Annotated in this window: 15 protein-coding genes; 2 read left to right on the forward strand and 13 right to left on the reverse strand. The window is 28.4% G+C overall.

Features of this window, described 5'->3' with window-relative positions:
• Nucleotides 1-533: 533 nt before the first annotated feature.
• The 3 genes from IC174_RS12345 to IC174_RS12355 form a co-directional block, all read right to left on the reverse strand.
• Nucleotides 534-1,445 (reverse strand): bifunctional enoyl-CoA hydratase/phosphate acetyltransferase, encoded by a 912-nt coding sequence (locus IC174_RS12345; protein ID WP_227433454.1) that lies wholly within the window; start codon nt 1,443-1,445, stop codon nt 534-536.
• A gap of 336 nt (nt 1,446-1,781) precedes the next feature.
• Nucleotides 1,782-2,924: a tetratricopeptide repeat protein gene (locus IC174_RS12350; RefSeq protein WP_227483005.1), complete on the reverse strand. Its 1,143-nt coding sequence runs from the start codon at nt 2,922-2,924 to the stop codon at nt 1,782-1,784.
• A gap of 17 nt (nt 2,925-2,941) precedes the next feature.
• Nucleotides 2,942-4,696: a B12-binding domain-containing radical SAM protein gene (locus IC174_RS12355; RefSeq protein WP_227483006.1), complete on the reverse strand. Its 1,755-nt coding sequence runs from the start codon at nt 4,694-4,696 to the stop codon at nt 2,942-2,944.
• 134 nt (nt 4,697-4,830) lie between these two features.
• On the opposite strand from IC174_RS12355, the gene IC174_RS12360 reads away from it, so the two are divergent.
• On the forward strand, nt 4,831-5,037 hold the full coding sequence (locus IC174_RS12360) for a hypothetical protein (protein ID WP_227433457.1): 207 nt from the start codon (nt 4,831-4,833) through the stop codon (nt 5,035-5,037).
• 4 nt (nt 5,038-5,041) lie between these two features.
• Here the strand turns inward: IC174_RS12360 and IC174_RS12365 are convergent, their stop codons facing one another.
• The 4 genes from IC174_RS12365 to IC174_RS12380 all read right to left on the reverse strand — a co-directional run bounded on the left by IC174_RS12365 (nt 5,042) and on the right by IC174_RS12380 (nt 10,912).
• On the reverse strand, nt 5,042-5,965 hold the full coding sequence (locus tag IC174_RS12365) for a hypothetical protein (protein ID WP_227483007.1): 924 nt from the start codon (nt 5,963-5,965) through the stop codon (nt 5,042-5,044).
• A gap of 252 nt (nt 5,966-6,217) precedes the next feature.
• Complete coding sequence (argS, locus tag IC174_RS12370; RefSeq protein WP_227433459.1) at nt 6,218-7,918, reverse strand: arginine--tRNA ligase; 1,701 nt, start codon at nt 7,916-7,918, stop codon at nt 6,218-6,220.
• 177 nt (nt 7,919-8,095) lie between these two features.
• Nucleotides 8,096-8,512 (reverse strand): DUF523 domain-containing protein, encoded by a 417-nt coding sequence (locus tag IC174_RS12375; protein WP_227433460.1) that lies wholly within the window; start codon nt 8,510-8,512, stop codon nt 8,096-8,098.
• 21 nt (nt 8,513-8,533) lie between these two features.
• Entirely contained in the window at nt 8,534-10,912 is a 2,379-nt protein-coding gene (locus IC174_RS12380) for an endonuclease MutS2 (RefSeq protein ID WP_227483008.1), read from the reverse strand.
• 322 nt (nt 10,913-11,234) lie between these two features.
• Between IC174_RS12380 and IC174_RS12385 the strand changes: the two genes are divergently transcribed.
• Nucleotides 11,235-12,686 (forward strand): aminoacyl-histidine dipeptidase, encoded by a 1,452-nt coding sequence (locus tag IC174_RS12385; protein WP_227483009.1) that lies wholly within the window; start codon nt 11,235-11,237, stop codon nt 12,684-12,686.
• 316 nt (nt 12,687-13,002) lie between these two features.
• Here the strand turns inward: IC174_RS12385 and IC174_RS12390 are convergent, their stop codons facing one another.
• The 6 genes from IC174_RS12390 to IC174_RS12415 all read right to left on the reverse strand — a co-directional run bounded on the left by IC174_RS12390 (nt 13,003) and on the right by IC174_RS12415 (nt 21,340).
• Nucleotides 13,003-15,471 carry a diguanylate cyclase domain-containing protein gene (locus IC174_RS12390; protein ID WP_227483010.1) on the reverse strand — a complete coding sequence of 823 codons (2,469 nt, stop codon included), beginning with the start codon at nt 15,469-15,471 and terminating at the stop codon, nt 13,003-13,005.
• A 238-nt stretch (nt 15,472-15,709) separates the two neighbouring features.
• Nucleotides 15,710-16,531 carry a nitroreductase family protein gene (locus IC174_RS12395; protein ID WP_227483011.1) on the reverse strand — a complete coding sequence of 274 codons (822 nt, stop codon included), beginning with the start codon at nt 16,529-16,531 and terminating at the stop codon, nt 15,710-15,712.
• A 104-nt stretch (nt 16,532-16,635) separates the two neighbouring features.
• The gene (locus IC174_RS12400) at nt 16,636-17,112 is read right to left on the reverse strand and encodes an NUDIX hydrolase (RefSeq protein WP_227433465.1); all 477 of its coding nucleotides are present in this window, start codon (nt 17,110-17,112) and stop codon (nt 16,636-16,638) included.
• Between the two features lie 211 nt (nt 17,113-17,323).
• On the reverse strand, nt 17,324-17,902 hold the full coding sequence (locus IC174_RS12405) for an HD domain-containing protein (protein WP_227433466.1): 579 nt from the start codon (nt 17,900-17,902) through the stop codon (nt 17,324-17,326).
• 103 nt (nt 17,903-18,005) lie between these two features.
• Entirely contained in the window at nt 18,006-20,531 is a 2,526-nt protein-coding gene (locus tag IC174_RS12410) for a U32 family peptidase (RefSeq protein ID WP_227483012.1), read from the reverse strand.
• A gap of 125 nt (nt 20,532-20,656) precedes the next feature.
• Nucleotides 20,657-21,340: a YoaK family protein gene (locus tag IC174_RS12415; RefSeq protein ID WP_227433468.1), complete on the reverse strand. Its 684-nt coding sequence runs from the start codon at nt 21,338-21,340 to the stop codon at nt 20,657-20,659.
• Nucleotides 21,341-21,431 lie beyond the last annotated feature (91 nt).

The raw sequence follows: 21,431 nt of genomic DNA on the forward strand, positions 1-21,431 counted from the left end.
TCTAAGTTGATTATATACTAATTTTCAGCACTTTGCTTTAGATTTAAATATTTTTTTAACAAAATTAGATAATACATAAAAATTTTATTTTTAATACCTAATTTAAGTTAATTTAACTACTCATTTTTGGCTATTTTTTAATACTTGAGCCTACTTTTTTGATACTTTAGTTTAATTAAATTATGTTTTGATTTTTTTAAATCAATTTTGAATTATTTCTAGTCAATTTTTTGATATTATATCTTATTTGTGTGTTTATTATTTCTCACTACTTTTTTGGACTTGTTACAGATTTTTACTCCCTATACCATAATTAGTAAAAACTTCTTAGAATAGCATTTTTTGGACTAATTTTTTGAAATTTTTTTATTTTTCTTACTTTAATATTAATTATAGCTTCAAATTGAACATTTGTATATATTCATTTGAAGCTATAATTATTTTTTATATAAAATTTTTTTAATATTGCATTAATTTAGATATTATGACTACATTTTATCTTTTAACGCATTTATTTTACACACTTAATGTTTTTATTTCATACTTTTAGCTACAATAGCTCCATACGCAATAGAGTACAATTTAGATTCATGTGAATCAGCTCTTGATACTAAAACTATAGGAGCTTTTGCGCCCATAATTATACCTGCTGATTTAGAATCTGCCATGTATGTAAAGGCTTTTCCTATGCCATTACCAACTTCTATTGTTGGAACCAACATAATATCTACATCTCCAGATACTTCACTTTTAAATCCTTTTATCTCACTAGCTTCTTTTGAAACTGCTAAGTCAAAAGCTAAAGGACCTTCTACAATTACATTATCTCCAAATTCTCCTGCTTGACAAGCTTTTGCTAACATATCTGCATCTACAGTAGCTTGCATTTTAGGATTTACTTTTTCCTTAGCTGCTAAGCATGCAACTTTTACAGTTTCCATACCTAAAGCTTTTGCTGCTTTTATAGAATTTTTTAATATCTTTGCCTTTTGTTCATAGTCAGGAGCTATATTCATTCCTCCATCTGTAGTTATCAATAGCTTATGGTATCTTTCTAACTCATATACCATAACATGACTTAATAAACTATCAGTTCTAAGACCATAATCTTTATTTAACACTTCTTTCAAGATAACAGATGTATCTAATAAACCTTTCATTACAAAATCAGCTTCTTTACTTGATACTAATTTAACTGCTATTTCAGCACAGTCTTTAATATCATCCTTGTCAATAATTTTAATTCCACCCAAATCAAATTCTATTTCTTTTGATATTTCTCTTATCTTTCCTTCATTTCCAACCAATATAGGAGTAATTATATTTCTTTCTACAGCATCCTTTATAGCCATTAAAACTTCTTTGTCGTGAGCTGCTGCTACAGAAAGTACTATTTTTTCTCCTCCTTTAAGCTGCTCTAAAATATCATCTAATTTCTTTATCAAAAGTAACCCCTCCCTTATATATATTTAACTAAATAATACCATATTTGATATGTCTTTTATCAATTTATTTTTTATGTTACAAAAAATTTGTACAACTAAAATCTGCTTTAATATTTAATTATTATAAATTCAAGATACTTATGAAATATAATATTACAAATAGTAAATAAGAGTAAAAATACTTAGACAAAGTAAATAAAAAAAGTGGTACAACATAATAAATGTTCTACCACTCTTAATTAATAAAATTTAATAGCATCAGATAAAACTCGCTAGCATCAAGTCCAACCTAATAAAGTAAAACCTAATAGAATCTAATACAATCTAATAACATTCTTACTTATTTATACCAAGCTCTTTTAAACAAGCAATCGTAATCTCATCCTGTGGATTTAATTCATAAGCTCTTTCTATATAGTAAGTTGCATCATCAATTTCACCATTGTTTAAGTAAGCCATACCTAAATTACAAAGAATTTCTGGGTCCTCTTTTATCTTAGCAGCTTGCTCAAAATACTCTATTGCTTTATCTAAATTATATTTAGAAGCTTCACAAAGCCCTAATTCAACTATAGCATCTACTTGCTTAGGTTTTATTACTAATATCTTCTCAAAATACATCTTAGCCTGCTCTATTTCGCCCATACCCTTATATCCTAGCCCTATCATAAACAGCAAATTCCACCAATCCATATGTTCTTCTTCCAGTGGCAGTAATTTTTCTAATCCCTCTTTAAACTTACCATGGAATATAAGTGTATATCCTTCTTCATACTGTACTTTAAAATCCATCTTTCCTAAATTTTCTTGTATCTCAGCCACTAAGTCAGCATCTAAACCTAATCTTAATGCATCTTCCCATGTCAATTTAGTCTTCAAATATTGACCTTGATTATAATAATGATAACCTAAATGATAATAACCTAATGCAAAATCATTATCAATATCTATTATCTTTTCAAGTTTGGCCATTGCCTCAAGTAAAAATGCATTCATAGCCTTATCATCTAGGTCTTTTTGATATTGTTTTGCTATCTCTTGGCACACAATTGCATAATTATACATTGCATCTAAATCATCTGGATACATAGTTATAAATGCTTTTATATATATTAAAGAATCTGTATGCTCTCCAATCTCAAAGTATTTTCTAGACATGTATCCCATATATGCTTTTAAATCTAAGTTAATATCCTTAGACAAAGCATCTAAAAACTTTTCATATTCTCCATTATTTTTAAATTTACTATCTATACCAATTATATATATCATTGCATCTGCTATAGACATTGAGTTTAACTTATCTTGAGCAGTTTTTTCTTTTATACCTTTTACTAGTACCTCATTTTTTATAGGTACATCTAGCCCACCTTTTGGCACATCATAACTCTTTAATTTAAATTCTCCACCATGCTTTATAGTTATAAAAGCTAGTTCTTCTGCCTTCTTCAGTAAATACTTTTCTATTTTAAAATCCATTGTTTCCTCCTAAATACTTAAATTTCTACTTTATGAGTTTTAGATTTCTCAAATATTTTTTTATCATCATATTCAAATAAGACTATATTTTCTTCTTCTCTTATTTCTGTATTTATATTATTTTTTAAATCCACAATATTAAATTTAAATGGTTCAAAATGAACATATTTTATTATATGTTTTGCTGGTTTATCAACAAAATTAGGTAGATATGTTGATAAGTTATCATTATCTTGTAAAAATACATGACATCTATTCTTAAAGTCATCCACATCTAACTTATTAAAAAACTGTGGTATATTTGATGTCTTACCTAGTGAAATGTAGTCATACTTTAATATATCATTAAATACATCATTGTCTATATTTATTTTTTCATTATAGAAATCCAGTAATATTTTGTATAATTGATTTTTCCCCTGTGCCAAGTCAAAATACCCATTTTCATCAAAGTACTTAGCAAAAGTTTCAAAAAATTTAAAAGGACTTTGTTTATAAAATTTGCCTATAATATATCTCATGGACAACACAAAGTTTTTAGAATTGTAGTATCTTTCAAGTACATCTTCTATATCCTTTAATTTCAATGTTTCTTCATAGCTTATATAATTATTGTATAAAAACTCATATGGAGCATAATCCTTATATTTAAATCCATGCTCATCTGCTACCTTTCTCATACCTGTACCCTTAATCATCTTTAAGAAACCTAATTGTAAGTGTTCTATCCCTAGATTAAATACATCATTAAATGAGTTCTCAAAGCTTTCATAATCCTCATAGGGAAGTCCTGCAATTAAGTCTAAATGTTGATGTATATTTCTATAAGATGCTACTGTCTGAACAACATGAGATAACTTTTTGAAATCATCTCTTCTTCCTACTGCATCAAGTGTTTTTTCATTTGTCGACTGTACTCCTATTTCAAACTGGAAAAGCCCTTCTTTACAGTCAGCCAAAAACTCTAGCATCTTGTCATCTATCAAATATGCTGTAACTTCAAAATGATAGGTTGTATATCCATTATCATTTTTCATAAGAAAATCCATAATTTCCATAGCTACTTTTTTATTTGCATTAAAAGTTCTATCAATAAATTTAATTTGTGAGACTCTTGCATCTATTAAAGCTTTTAAATCTCTTTTTATTCTATCTAAGCTGAAATATCTCAGACCAGGAATGGTAGAAGATAAGCAGTATTGACAGTTAAATGGACAACCTCTTGACGACTCATAATATACTATTCTATTTTCATATTCCTTTGGATTTAAATTTTCATAAGGACTAGGAATCTCGTCCAAATTTTGAAGAAGTTCCATAGGTTTATTTACTATTATCTCGCTTCCTTGTCTATATACCAATCCGTCTACACTTTTTATTTCTTTTTTTCCTTTAAGATGAAGCACTAAATCTCTAAAGATTAATTCTCCTTCTCCATAAAGTATATAATCTACAAAATCGTATTTCTTCATTGCCTCATAGCTATCATAACTCACTTCTGGCCCGCCCAAAGCTATTTTAGTATTTGGTCTAATTTTTTTTAGATTATCACAAAGTTTAACTATATCTCCTATATTCCAGATATATGTTGAGAATAAAATTATATCATATTCATTTTTGTATATATCTTTTAAAATATAATCTAAGTCATTGTTTATCGTATATTCTTTCATGTCAACTTCTAGCAAATTCCTTACAAATTCTTTTAGGTATCTTATAGCTAAATTTGTATGAATAAACTTAGAATTCAACGTTGTTAATAAAATTTTCAAATATTTCTCACCTCTTTTTAATATTATACTGCTTTTTGTACCCCTTATAGGTTAAAATAGTATATGTAAAGTCTATATAACATTTATATAATTAGATTATTAATTTCAAGTAATGTGAGGAAAGGAAGTTTTTTATGGAATTAATTGAAAAAGTATCTATCAACTCTTTATCAAAAAGAGATTTACTGCTTATTATAAAGTCTCTTGAATACACTAATGAAAATACCCAAATTAGTGATTTTATCGACCTTAGAAATAATATAGTAAAAGAATTATGTTTCTTAACTGACACTAAAGAAAAAGATTTTTTGGATTACTTAGAAAAAAACAGTAATCTCTAGTAACCTAAACCTTTTTAAACTTTAATATATAAATACCTGATTTAGAATGTATCTTTATGCTTAATATATTATCACTAAAGGTTTTCGACATAACTGTTATTTGATTAAATATGGGGTCTATTGTAGTATCGCCTTCTTCAAGGCTTATAAGACTTCTTGGTTCTATTTTTTTATTATACATTTTAACCCCAATTTTATATTTTCTCAACTTAACAACATATTCTGACATAGAAAGAATAAAATCTATATTATCTTCGTTTAATTCAGTCTCTTCACCTAAAATAGATAATATAGATTTTTTCATGCTTTTAATTCCTTCATTTTCTACATTTCTGTCTTCTATATAAATATCATATAAAATATTTAAAACACTTGATAGAATACTTTCTTCATCATAATCTTCATATTTTAAATCAATATATTTATCAATTAATTGTATTGTGCCTATCCTTGCCATCTGAAACTTTACAATATCAGACTTGTCTAATTCTATAGAAAAACCTATTATCTTGTCTTTAATATTTTGTAGTAATTCGACATATTCAATTTTACTGTTATTTATAAGATTGTGCATAACAGAATTATATGCTACAGAACTTAATAAATAATCAAATAAGAATTCCTCTTTTCTAAAGTAACTCACATATTTTTTTATTAATTTAACAACCTCATCTTCACTTTTTTGAATATTAGTATTTGATAAAATTAATGGTAATAAAATATTTAAAAAATTGACATTACCTATTTTTTCTCCATAAAATCTGAAGTAAATAAGTTCATCTTTCAATCTCTTTTCGTCTATATATACACATCTTTGAGTTTTATCATCTATTAAGGATTTTGTATTTATTATAATTAAATCTTTAAGAGTCTTACTTCCATTATTAAAAGAAGATGTGTAGACTTTTTTTATTAATACGTCATTCATAAATATATCCTTTCTCAAAAACTTAATTTAAATATCCTGCTATTAAAAAAAAAGAGACAGCCCGTTAAGAAGCTGTCATATATAGGGGGATAGTAGTGTACAAAAATCATTGTAATCTACTATCTATATATTATTATACGATACTACTTTTTTATATGTAAAGCATCAGTTTTCGACATCCCTATATTCTACAGTTATACAAATTGCGTACTAAGTTCAATTTTATTCTTTTTATTTCAACATTTTGTTGTATTACATTCTTTCTGGAGCGTGCATTCCCAACAGCTTCAGAGAATTTTCTAAAGTTTGTTTTGTGGCTTGTACCAAAGCAAGTCTCGATTTTCTAATCTCTAAATTTTCCACTAAAATTGGATTGTCATGATAAAATTTATTAAACGCTTGAGCTAAATCTAGCATAAATCTTGTAACTATATGCGGTTCATTCTTCTTTAGAGCAAGTAAAATATTTTTATTAAATGACTCTATAACTCTAAGAACTTCTGCACTATCTTCATCAGCCAATAGACTATAATCTATATCAGAAGTGATTTCTTCTTTTGCTTTTCTTAAAACTGCACAACATCTAGCATGTGTATATTGAACATATGGCCCAGTCTCTCCATCAAAGCTTAATGTTCTTTCCCATGAGAAAGTATAGTCTTTTATTCTACTATTAGATAGTTCTTGGAATACTACAGCTCCAACACCTACTTGTTTAGATATTTCATCTACATTTTTAGCATCTGGGTTTTTAGTTAGTATAATATCCTTAGTTTTATCTATAGCTTGATTTAATGCATCTTCTAAAAATACAACTCTTCCTTTTCTAGTTGACATAGTCCCTTCTTCAAGAGCTACCATACCAAATCCAACATGCACTAAGTCTTTTGCCCATTCATATCCCATAAGTTCAATTACTTTAAACCATTGTTGGAAATGTAGGTTTTGTTGAGAACCAACTACATATATACACTTATCAAAATCATAAGTTTCTTTTCTATATATTGCTGCAGCTAAATCTCTTGTCATATATAATGTTGAGCCATCATTCTTAGTAATAAGAGCTGGTGGCATCTTATATTCTTCTAAATCAACGATTCTTGCACCTTTAGACTCTTGTAAAAGATTTTTCTCTTCTAACAACTCTATTACTCTGTCCATCTTATCAGAATAGAAACTTTCACCTGCTAAAGAATCAAATTCTATATCTAAAAGTTTATATACTCTACTAAATTCTTTTAGACTTTCATCTCTAAACCATTGCCATAATTCTTTTGCTTCTTCGTCACCATTTTCTAATTTAGTAAACCATGCTCTTGCTTCATCTTCCATTTCTGGATGTTGTTCTGCTTCCTCATGGAATCTTACATATAATTTTAATAATTCTGGGATTGGATTAGATTCTACTACTTCCTTTTCTCCCCACTTTTTAAAGGCCACTATTAACTTACCAAATTGAGTTCCATAGTCACCTAAATGATTTATTCTTATAGTTTTGTATCCTTGTGATTCATATATCTTATATAGAGCATTACCTATTACTGTAGTTCTTATATGCCCTATATGGAAAGGCTTTGCTATATTTGGAGAAGAGTATTCAACTATTACAGTTTTATCTTTTCCAAAATCACTACGACCATAATTTTCTTTTTCATCTAATACTTTTTTGATTACAGTTTCTGCTAATTGAGATTTGTTTACAAAGAAATTCACATATCCGCCTAATTGTATTACTTTTGTTATCTCTCCACTAGCTTCTATACTTTCTGCTAATTCACTTGCTATCATGTTTGGAGCTTTTCTAAATACTTTAGCTAATTTAAAGCATGGAAAAGCATAGTCACCCATGTCCTTGTTTGGTGGAACTTCTATAAGTGCCTCTATCTCTTCTATCGACAGTTCTTCTATTTTCTCTTTAAGGCAATTTGATATTGCTACCTTGAAATCTTGCATCTTGTTGCTCCTCTCTACATTGTTCCTGGTTTATATTGTGCTTATCTCTTTATGTTAAATCAAATTTAGTGTTTTTTCAAGTATTTCATTACAGGGCAAAACACTTTAATAATTATGTTTTCTGTATATATTAAAAATACTATAATTACAGTTTTTATCTATACGATTATTGCTTTTCTATAAGTCTTTTTCACTCTTGACTTTTATTCCTTCTTCTTCCAGTAACTTTGCTGTGATACCTTTCCCTGGTATTTTTTTGCCTGAAAAACTACCATCATACACTAGATTACATCCACAAGAGGGGCTACCCTCTTTTAGTATTGCTTCGCTACATACATATAATCTTGCTATTTTTAGAGTTTCTTCAGCCCCTCTTACAAAGTTTTCTGTTACATCTTTATTATCTTCTTTTGTGATTACTTTTCCATCAACTATCTCAGCAGGAGGTCTTGGTGTAGATAAACCACCTAACTGTTCTGGACATACAAGAGTAAAATCTTTACCTTTTAGGTATTCTTTTACTTCTTCATTTTCATTATTATCGCCACTATATTTACAATTTATTCCTATTAAACATGCAGATACTAATATCATAAAAATGTGCTCCTATACAAATTATTTTAGTTTAACAATTGTTACTCCTGCTCCACCTTCTCCATACTGGCCACCTCTTTGTGATTTTACATGTCTATTTTTTCTTAAAATGTCTTGTAGTCCTGATTTTAGCACTCCTGTACCAATTCCATGTATTACTGTTACAGATTCTAGACCTGCTACATATGCATCATCTAGATATTTTTCGACTTCCATTATAGCTTCTTCTAAATTTAAACCTCTAAGGTCAACTTCACTTTTTATATTTCCAGATTTTGCCCTTATGATATTTCTTGTTGATTTAGTAACGTGTTTTGAAACATCCTTGTGAGATTTTTGTAAAGATTTAAAAGGTAGAGTCATCTTCATTATACCAATTTGCACTACTGCTTCTTTTCTCTTTTTGTCTACAGAAACCACACTACCATTTTGATTTAAAGTTATTACTCTAACTTCTTCCCCTGGTTTTAGGTCTTTTATTTCTTTACTTGAAACTTTTGGAACTATCATACTTTTTACTGTCGGTTGAAGACTTCCCATAGAACTAGTCAATTCTTTTCTAAGTTCTTCTATTTTACGATTTTTTTCTTTAGAAGCTCTTTCTTGTTCTAAACTTCTAAGTTCCTTTATTATAAGGTCTACTTCTTCCTTAGCTTGTCTTGTTATTGAAAATGCTTCTGATTTAGCCTTTTCAATCATCTTATCTCTTTGAGTAACTAATTTTTCAAGTTTTTCGTCGTATTCTACTTTTAGTCTTTCTATCTCTTCCTTCAATCTCTCAGCTTCTTCTCTATCTTCAATAGCTTTGATTCTGTTCTTTTCAACATTTTGTAATACATCTTCTAAAGCTATGTTATCTGTGTTTATATATTCTTTGGCACGTGAAATTACATAGTCACTAAGTCCAAGTTTTCTGGAAATCTCAAACGCATTTGATTTTCCAGGAACACCTATAAGTAACTTATATGTTGGACTTAAAGTTTCTATATCAAATTCAACTGCTGCATTTTCTACACCAGATTTAGTAAGAGCATAATTTTTAAGTTCACTATAGTGAGTAGTTGCTATACATTTCGCTCCTACAGAGTTTATATCTTCTAATACTGCTATTGCAAGTGCAGCTCCCTCAACAGGGTCTGTTCCTGCTCCTAATTCGTCAAATATAACTAAAGAGTCTGCTGTTACGGTTTTTAGTATTGATACTATATTTGTCATGTGAGATGAAAATGTAGATAAACTTTGCTCAATACTTTGTTCATCTCCTATATCTGCAAATACATTATCATATACACACATACTACTTCCATAATCAGCAGGTATGTGAAGTCCACTTTGTGTCATAAGTGCAAATAAACCTACAGTTTTTATTGTAACTGTTTTACCACCTGTATTTGGACCTGTTATTACCAATGTGTGGAAGTCTCTTCCTAAATAAATAGTATTTGCCACTACTTTTTTCTTATCTAATAGTGGATGTCTTCCATTTTTTATATTTAAATATTTATCCTCATTTAATGTAGGCTCTATACCTCTCATTTGTATAGAAAGTTTTCCTTTTGAAAATGCAAAGTCTAATCTTCCAAGTATCTCTTGATTGGATATCAAATCTTCACTTACTTCTCCAACCATTGCAGAAAGTTCTGATAAAATTCTCTCTATCTCTTCTTGCTCTCCTAATTTTAGCTGTCTTAACTCATTGTTCATCTCTACTATAGTCATTGGCTCTATAAAAAGTGTCGCACCAGAAGATGACTGGTCATGTACTATACCAGCTACTTGCGACCTATATTCAGATTTTACAGGTACTACAAATCTATCACCTCTTAGAGAAATTATGGCATCTTGTAAGTATTTTTGATAAGTAGTTGAACTTATTATTGAATTTAATTTAGACCTAATGGATTGATTTTTTTGAGCTATTCTTCTTCTGATATCTCTAAGTGTACTTGAAGCATTGTCAGATATTTCTACTTCACTTATTATCGCATTGTATATCTGTTCTTCTATATCTTTATATACATATAGAGAATTTGATAGAGATTGTATTATTGGATAATTAAAATCTTCTTCATCACTGCTAGATAGACTATTTTTTAATCTTCTAGCTACTCTTAAAGTATCCGCTATCATAATTAAACTTCCTGGGTCAAGAGATGCACCTATATAGGCTCTTTTAACCTTATCTTCTATATCATGAATACCATCCAAACCTACTGAACCTCTCTTTATAATAATTGATTGAGCTTCACTAGTTTCTTCTAGCATGGACTTTACTTCTACAAAATCAGTATTTGGAACTAAACTTTCTATATATTTTAGACCTAAAGAAGATGAGGCTTTCTTCTTTAATAAATCTATTATTTTATTGTATTCTAGAACTCTTAACGATTTCTCATTCATTTTTCTATATTCACCATCCTCAATATTTTAACTTTTTTCTTTAATATTTAAAATGTATGCTTTCCAAGCATTTTCAATAAAAACTGCAAGTTTTATTTCTTTTTTATTTCTAAATTTATTATATTTTTTCTCTTTTAGATATATTTTAAACATATTTTGTATTATACTATGTATGTAGCTATCTATATATTATACATAAACATGCTTTATTTGTAATATAATCTGTTAAAAAATCTTCTTTAATATTTTTTAAAGGAGTTTATTTTAGCTTATTTTATAAAAATAGCTACTTATATAGATAAATTAAGGAGGAACACAAGTCATGGGAAACGTATTAGAAGGATTAAAGCCAGAAAATGTTTTTAAAAACTTTGAGAAAATATCTCAAATTCCTAGAGGTTCTGGAAACGAGAAAGGCATAAGTGATTATTTACTTAGCTTTGGTAAAAATTTAGGGCTTGAAACTATCCAGGATGAAAGTTTAAACATAATAATAAGAAAGCCTGCTACAAAAGGATATGAAAATTGTCCAGGAGTAGTTCTTCAAGGACATATGGATATGGTTTGTGAAAAAGAAAAGAATATTGAACATGATTTTCTTAAAGACCCTATAAAATTAAGAATTAATGGTGATATGATATACGCTACTGGAACTACTCTTGGAGCTGACAATGGTATCGCTGTTGCTATGGGTATGGCTATATTAGAAGATAATACTTTAGAGCATCCAGCATTAGAAGTTTTAGTTACTGTTAATGAAGAAGATGGTATGAATGGTGCTGATGCATTAGACCCAAGCTTAATCAAAGGTCAATATATCCTAAACATGGACTCCGAGGAAGAAGGATATCTATTAGTTAGTTGTGCTGGTGGTAAAACTTGTGTTGTTAGTCTACCTGTTGAGTACAAAGAAGTTGGAGCTGACAAGCAAGCTTTATTAGTTGAAGTTACTGGATTATTAGGTGGACATTCTGGTATGGAAATTGTTTTACAAAGAGCAAATGCTAACAAAGCAATAGCTAGAGTATTAAGCGTACTAGATGTTGATTACGAATTAGTTTCAGTTGATGGTGGTACTAAGCATAATGCTATACCTCGTGAAGCTAAATGTATAATAGCTGTTGATAAAGCTGATGTTGAATCTGCTAAAAAACAAATAAATGATATTTTAACTGCATTTAAACATGAGTTTACTACTTCTGACCCTGATATGGCTTATTCAGTAGTTGAAACTTCTGCAACTAAAGCTCTTACTAAAGACTGCAAAGAAAAAGTTATTCAAATGTCAAGCTTAACTCCTCATGGTGTTCAATCTGTAAGTCTTGATATAGAAGGATTAGTTGAAAGTTCTACTAACTTTGCTATAATTGAAACTAAAGAATCAACTATTGAATTCTTAACTTCTGTTAGAAGTTCTGTTATGTCTATTAGAGATGAGATAGCTGATAGAATAAGACTTTTAGCTCAAGCTTTAGGTGCTGACTATGGTCTTACATCTCAATATCCAGCTTGGGAATTTAAAAAAGGTTCTAAATTAGAAAAAATATGTAGTGAAACTTATGAGAAATTAACTGGTAAAGTTCCTACTGTTATGGCTCTACATGCTGGTCTTGAGTGTGGATTATTACTTGATAAACTTCCTCATGCTGAAGCTATCTCTATAGGACCAGATATGTTTGATGTTCATACTCCAAAAGAACACGTTAGTATACCTTCTATTGCTAATGTTTGGGATTATGTTATTGAAATATTAAAATCTATGAACCAATATTAAGACTAAGTTTTAAGAAGCAGATTTTAATTCTAAGTAAATCCATATAAAATTAACCTGTAAATTAATACTAATGTTAGCATCAAGTTTAATTTTAGTATTAATTCATAGAAATAAAGCCTAATGATGATAATAACATACGTCATTGGGCTTTATTATTTTTACTTTAAAAAGATTTATTAGATACTTTTTATTTAAAAATTTATTATATTTTTATACTGAATCTTATATAAATTAATACATCTCTTTTATGTACAATTATACAAAACTCGTTCAATTGTATCTTATTTACAATTTTTATAGTAAATCTTACTAAAAATTATACTCCTACTATTTTAAATTTATTTCTTCCTTGCTTCTTAGAATCATAAAGAGCATCATCTGCCATTTGATATAATTCGTCATATTTCTGTCCATATTTTGTTATTACTACACCCATACTTATAGATATGCTTTTTCCACTTGGCAGTTTTATGAGGTGAATTTGTTTATATACTTCATTACATTTATTGACAAGTTCTTCCTTATTTATTATATCTTTAATATAGATACTAAACTCGTCTCCACCCAATCGACCAACAATATCATTTTTTTCAAAACTTCTAGCAAGTACTTTTGCAACATCAATTAATATTTTATCTCCAATTAAATGCCCATAAGTATCATTAATAGACTTAAAATAATCAATATCTAAAATTAACAAAGCTCCATTTTTGTTAGGAGATAAATTAGATAAACTTTCTGTAGTTAACTTTCTAATATATGCTGAATTAAGAATATTTGTTAAGCCATCTTTTTGAACCTTATCCAGTAACTTATCTTTTTCCTCTTTTTCAGAATCAATATTAGATATTTTTCCAATTACATACACTGGTACACTTTTTTCATTATAAATTATTTTTGAAGTAATTCTAATCCAGTGACAACTACCATCAGCGCATATAGAATACATTTCAGTCGTCCCATTCTCCTGTGACTTGATTACATCAAAAAACTTTTTATTATGTTCTATTTCAATCTCACTCATAGCACTCTTACTTATACCATAATAAGTACTAATTCCTTTCCCTTTCATAGAAACTATCAATTTATCTCGTTTATAATCATATTCAAAAAAGTATTCACTTGCCATTTCATAAACTTCAGCATGCTTTTTAAGTTCCAAAGATATTTTCTGATTCATACTTTTACGTGTATGCAGGCTCCATGCCATACCTCCAATAATGCAAAGTAATAAACTAGCAACTATTAAAATAGTTTCAATTGGATTTTGTTGCATAATATAAAGTAGTGAAAAGTCTTGTCTATATGTAGTGTTTTGATAGATAATTGATTGCATCTTTTCTGATGGAATGCTTATAATAGCTTTATTAAATATACCCAATAATTCCTGCTTACTTGGTTTAACTATTCCAAAGCAAATACTCTGTGATTCATAAGTCTGTGGAACTAAACGTACGTTTTTGTACTTAGGTTGATTAATATAGTACTGTATAGAATATCCTTCTCCATAAGTATAATCTGCAAACCCTTTGTTAACAGCTTCTATACACTCTTCCAAAGTATCATACCATATGACATCCCCATTAAAATAATTATCATAACCAGTCCCTTTAGGTAGAGCTAGACGTTTTCCATCTAAACTATTTTCATTTAATTTGTTATTAATCATCATAATATATTGGGTGGAAACAAATGGTCGAGACATAGTCACATTGTGTTTACGAGAATCTTCATAATCATAAATCATTCCTGCTACAATATCAATTTCATGATTTTTAGTCATTTTATCCAAATCTTTTTGTGACTTTACAGGCACCAGTTCAAACTTCAATCTAGTTTTATCAGATATGTGATTTAATAAATCTATTGATATACCCTTTAATTCTCCTGTTTTTTTATCTATGTTTTGAAATGGTGGCTTATTTAAAAGTACTCCAACTTTTAATGTATCTATATCTTTAATATATGTAGTTTCATCATCAGACAAAATCATCTTACTATTTTCTGGTGTAAAATATTTTTCATACAAAGCAGTCGAAAAATATGGGTCTGTCTGTTCGATATTATTAATTGCTGAATTGAGTCTTTGAGTTAAGTCTGTACTTCCTTTAGGTGTAATAAAATAGAATGGCTTTGGTGAGAATTTAGCTATAGTACGCACACCTTCCATTGGACTCACACTCACATTAAGCAGTGCATCTGCTTCACCAACCTTTAGTGCTTGTAATTGTTCTTCTTGTGACTTACAATATACCAATTTAGGTGATATTAAATTCATCTTGCAATATTCATTTAATTCTTTAAGCCTAGTATTAGAATTCTCTATTACAGCAATACGAATTTCTTTCATAGCTTCTAAACTTATACTATCAATAGCTGTATTTTCATATAATACTTGTAATACTGTATTTACTACTCCATAACTATTACCTGCATAATTATACAATTTTTCCATCTGCTCATTGTATAACATGCTTCCCATTATATCAATCTCACCTTTTTCTAACATTTTCATTAGTTTTGTAAGAACTTCATTTTCATCACCAGATACTTGAACAAATTCATAATTCCATCCAGTATATTGTGCAATTTCTAACAGATATTCGTATGTATATCCAGAGTACTTACCTTGTTTATCTAGTTCAGTTAACCCTTTTTGAATAGGATAAGCAACCCGAATAGTACGATTATCACTACCTAGAGCATTGACATTAAAAGGAAATATGCAAGAAGTGAATATGGATGCAATTACAATAATTAATAAAAGTAATTTTTTTGAATTCACTACACTAATCCTCCATATAATTAAGATTTACAATGCAAATTACTACTTAAACTTTTAGATATGAAAAAGTAGATTAGCATAAAAAAGGATATAAAAATTTACTTAAAAATTTAAATATCCTCACCATATACAATATACCTAGATTATAACTGATTTATTTGATTATTACAACAAATTTACTATATTAAATGTATACATTATCTTGTGCTAATCTTGAGTATATAATACATTCTAAGTTCTATCTTATTTCAAATTTAGCACTATTTCTATTTACAGTTCTCTTATATTTTACACTTGGGTATCCCAATATAAATGAAGTTATAACTGCTTCATTATCATTCATTCCCAATAATTCCTTTAACTTTGGCTCTACATTTGATGCCATAACAAAGAATCCATTGTAGCACATTCCTAATCCTTGAGAATAAGCCATAAGCTCCATATTAGACGCAGCTAATCCACCATCTACATATACACTTCCTCCTAAAGAAGTATCACCAACTACTACCATAAGTAATGGTGCATCATAGAATAGAGAATCATATCCTTCTTCTTTATATCTTTTGTACATTCTCTTAAATGTATTTTTATATATAGAACGTACAGGGTCTTCATCATCAGTATTTAATGCCAAGTTATAAAGCCCTTCTATTGCTAATTCTTTTACTTCTTTTAGTTTTTCTTTTACTAATATGTATCTTATCGGTTGTCTATTTCCACCTGTTGGTGTGTATCTTCCTGCTTCTAATATGTTTTTTATTTTTTCTTCTTCTACCTCTATGTCTTTATAGCTTCTTATACTTCTTCTAAATTTGATAAAGTTTAGTAATTTTTCAGGCTCTAGTTCAAAATTTTCATGATTGAATTCTAATACTTCATTTTTATCAAATCCCTGCATTTCTATTGCATCTGTTGGACATATAGCCATACAGTGACCACAATTAATACAGAGAATATTTTTCACCTTTGCTTTATCTTCTTTAACCCTTATTGCATTTACAAGGCAGTCTGACTCACACATACCACATCCTACACATTTGTCTAAATTTATGTCTATCATTCCAGATTATTCCTCCATTTTAAAATTTTTACTCTAGTATAAATCAAATAGTTGTCCTAGTCAATTTTTATTTTTTTAACAATACAGAGGCTTTAATTTTTTAATTAATCTAAAAAATTTACACTGTAATCTTTCAATTTACCATTATCATATGTTATCTTTGCACTAAAAATTTTGCCTTTTTTAGCCCAATCTAAAAATAATCTGTCGCCTTCCCACATATTTAAGTCAAATATTTTATCATTATCAACCCAAAGTAACTTGCCTTCTTTACAATTATCTAAATCTTTGTTAGATAAAGTTCCTTCAAATTCATCTGAAAAATACAAAAACATATACCAATCTTCTTCATCTTTAAATTTTGGAAAAGTTATCAATCCTTTGTATGTTAATGACTTAAGAGTAAGACCTGTTTCTTCTTTAACTTCTCTAACTATACATTCTTCTGGTGTTTCTCCCTGCTCAAATTTGCCACCAACACCTACATACTTACCTTCATGTACATCATCTTTCTTCTTATTTCTATACAACATTAAAGTCTTACTGTCTTTTTCTATATAACAAATAGTCGTAAGTTTCATATACTTCGCCTTACTTTCTCTTTTCTATTTTTCATTTACTTATTTTATATATTTAAGTTTATTACTATAATTACTGATGCAAAGAATCACTATAATTACTCATTGCAGTCAATTATTAACAAGTTGACCTTAAGTTTATATTAATTATAGTCATTTATTTAAACTAATTATTGTCAATTCACATTTTTAAATTTATTGTTATTTTCCTTATTTACTCATTTTCATTGTTTTCAAGTACATCACTAATATTTTTCATTGCATTAAGAGAAAGCTCTGCAAATTCATCAAATGGAATCCCTATATCTTCTATACTTCTCATTGCATCTCTATTTACATTTGAAGCAAATCTTGTTTCTTTCATTCTTTTAATTACAGATTTTGTCTTTACACTCGTAAGTTTTTTATCTGGATAAACTAAAGCTATTGCAGTTATAAATCCAGTTATAGGGTCTGCTGCATATATAGCTTTTTCCATTAAACTAGTTCTTGTAACCCCCATACCATCATGATGACCAAGTATTGCTCTATACATTTCTTCATCACCAAAATTTTCTTTTTTAAGAAGTTCTACAGTTGTTGTTGCATGACCTTCACAGATTTCTCCTGGTTTTCTTCCAACTATATCTGAATCCAAATCATGTAAAAGACCTGCAACCGCCCATTTTTCTTCTTTTTCTGGCTCTAGTCTTTTGGCTAAATCTTTCATAACTGCTTCAACTGCGTAGCAATGTTTTCTCATTCTATCAGTTTCTAAATACTTAAATAAAATGTCTAAAGCTTCTTCTCTCATTTTCAGTAATCCCCCTGTTTTTTCATAGATATGATATTTTTATATATTAATACACATAAATTCAAGAGTTTTTATATATTTATGTATATTTTTCATGTTATATCTATTCTACACCTTTATAGTAGTGTCCTGCAACTGTTCCAATTTCATCCAATTGCTTATATAAGTTAGTAGCTTTTTCTCCAAGTTTATAATTATTGTTTAAAACCTCAATATGAGCTTCAATAACTTTCTCTACCATTTCACTATTTTCCACTGTAAAATCTATTCTAAATACATCTACTCCAATCTCATCTAATTCATAAAGATTGTCCAACATACAGGTTACCTTTGAATTGTAAATAGTGCTTCTACAGAATATATCTTGTGTTATCCTATAACTTGCATCTGTAAAATCTCTTAGAGCATAACTGCTCTCCTTACATTTAGCTACTCTCTTATCTTTTTTACAATCTCTAACAACAACCCCCATAGGACAGTATTCTGTGACCATCATAGGCGTATATCCATATATCACTGCTTCAATTTCTGCATCTGTATATTTTAATGTTTGTTCAATTTCACTTAAATTTAACTCCTGTGATAAACAAACCGTATTTGCTCCTGTATCCCTAAAGTGATTTATACTTTCACTATTAAAAGTATTCAAATAGCAATCTATATTTAGATTTTTATCTTTAAAATAATCCATAGAACCCCAATTACCAATTTGAATTTTATTTAGCCCTTTTATATTATCTAATACTTCAAACTGTTTGTATTCTCTATTTCTAATAATTCTTGGTGCTGAATAGATTAATCTATCTTCAAAGCTAGATGTTCTTTCACTTGAAACATTTACATCATCTATATTTAATGAAGAATTTACACTATCTATATTTGAACTTAAATTAACTGATTCTTTAGAAATACTTGAAGCTATTTCCAAAGCTTCAAATAGCGTATTTATATCTTCATAATAAATTAAATCTACATTATATTTTAGTACTGATTCTAATTGCTCTAAATTCTTAACTTTAACTCTAAGTTTAGGAGTTGTATTAAATTCTTTATGTCGATTTATTTTAGCTGGTTTATATTTTAATTTACTTTCCTTAAATCTTCTCTCTTTTATCCTTATTCTTTCCTCATCCAAAAGCTCAATACAATCTCTTCTCATTTGATTTAATATACTTATAGGTATACTTACACCTTCGTCTAAATCAATGTCTATATCTTTTAATTTATAAGGCGTGTTTCCAAGTTTTTGAATCTGTGTTTCGATTTTTTCTTCACTTAAAGCAACTTTTATAGCTTTTTCAGCTACCTTTTCACCCTCTACAACTGCTTTATTACCACAAAAATCACTTATAGAGAGTACTGGCTTTTCACCCAATTTAATACTTACTTTTGCATTTATGTTAGTTTTTATAAGTTCTTTATCTTGCTGAAATGTAGACTGTACTTTGTCCATTAATTCACTGTCTGAAGTCTTGAATATAAGTTGATTTCTCTTTGCTTCCCCAATAAAATCTAATTCGATTAAATCTCCTTTGTGTGCTATTGTAGTTATCTCTCCATCTTTTATAATTCTTCCAATAGTTCCTCCACCTAAGTTGATTCCATCTCCTTTTTTAAGGGTATTCTCTAGTATCACTCTAAGTCTCTTTGTTTTTCTATTATGGTCTAAGACTTTTCCAACATATAGACCTTGATTGTTAGGTCTATCAGAATTCATTATATCCTTACCAACTTCACCTAATATATATCCTTTAGTAAACTTTCTATTGAAGATAGTATACAAATTATTTATTATTTCCTCAGAAATATTTATTTTATTCTCACTTATAAACTCATTAATCGCTTCTCTATATCCTGAAACTACAGTAGCTACATATTCTGGCTTTTTCATTCTTCCTTCAATTTTTAGAGATAATACCCCTGCTTCGATTATTTTGTCTAAATCTTCTATAGTACTTAAATCTCTAGGGCTTAATAAGTAATCTCCATTACTATTTACAACTTCACCTGTATTTATATCTATTAACTCATATTTTTGTCTACATGGTTGTGCACATCTTCCTCTGTTTCCAGACCTGTTTCCTATCATACTACTCATAAGACATTGACCTGAATAACATACACATAAAGCCCCATGCACAAATACTTCTACATCTACAGTTGTATTTTCACAAATCCATTTTATCTCATCAACATTTAATTCTCTTGCCAAAACTACCCTATCAAATCCTACGCTTTTAAGGTATTTTACATCTTCTAGCGAATGAGCTACCATCTGAGTACTTGCATGTAATTCAAAATCAGGTAGTAATTTTTTTATAAGCCTTGCCATACCTATATCTTGAACTATTAATGCATCAATATCTATATCATATAAAAATTTTACATACTCGACAAAATCTTCTATCTCATACTGTTTTATCAATGTATTTACAGTGACAAATACTTGTACTCCTCTTATATGACAATATTTAACAGCTTCAATCAACTCATTTCTATCAAAGTTATTTGCAGATGCTCTCGCACTAAAGTCTTTTCCACCTAAGTACACAGCATTTGCCCCATTTTGTACTGCTGCTTTCAAGGAATCAAAAGAGCCAACTGGTGCAAGTAATTCTATTTTTTTCATATTTTTCTCCTCTATATATACTTTTTAAACTTAATGTTATCATGTCTATAATTTACACATTTACACTAAATTTATATACTACTTACTATATTTAAAGTATATCAAATAATGACTCTATTGTTTTGTTAATTTAAATTAAAAGAATCATCTTTATTGATAAACATAACTATAAAGACTACTGATAAAATAAGGAAACATATTAATATAGATTTTTCCACAAAAATCTTTGTAAAAACAGTTCCCAAAATAGCTCCCAAAATAAAGAATATAATAATAGCATAATACTGCAAACTCTTCTTTATCATAAAAATATTTTTAGTTTGCACATAATGAAATAGTGTTTCTGTAGCACTTCTTAAATTACCAGTACACATTGTTGTTGCAAATGTGTTGCCATTTACCTTTCTAAAACTCTCAACTTGCATTGAACAAATGAAAGATATAGCAACATTTACAAACATATTAAATTTTCCTTGAGGAATAAAAGAAACAATAAGTATAGTAATCATTTCAATTCCAATGATAACTTGTCGCCAATGAATCTTTCTATTATTATTTTTAAAATGATTTCTTATTTTTTCTGCTATCAACACCCCTAAAATAAAAGCCAAAATAGGAATAAAATAATAAAAAGATTTCCTGACATTACCTTCTGCTATGTTAAGACCAAATAAAACTATATTTCCAGTCTGTGCATTAGCAAATACTTTTCCTCTTACTACATAAGTATAAATATCTAAAAATCCTCCTGTTATTGCCAATAAAGCGCATAAGAAGAATGATTCAGACATCTGGCTCTGTTTTGTCATATATAAACATCTCACTTTCTATTGATAGATACCAAATCAAAATTCTTTTAGATATTATTTTTTATTTTAATATTTTAATATTTTATATTTA

Source organism: Clostridioides sp. ES-S-0001-03 (assembly GCF_020676075.1).
Classification (GTDB): Bacteria; Bacillota; Clostridia; order Peptostreptococcales; family Peptostreptococcaceae; genus Clostridioides.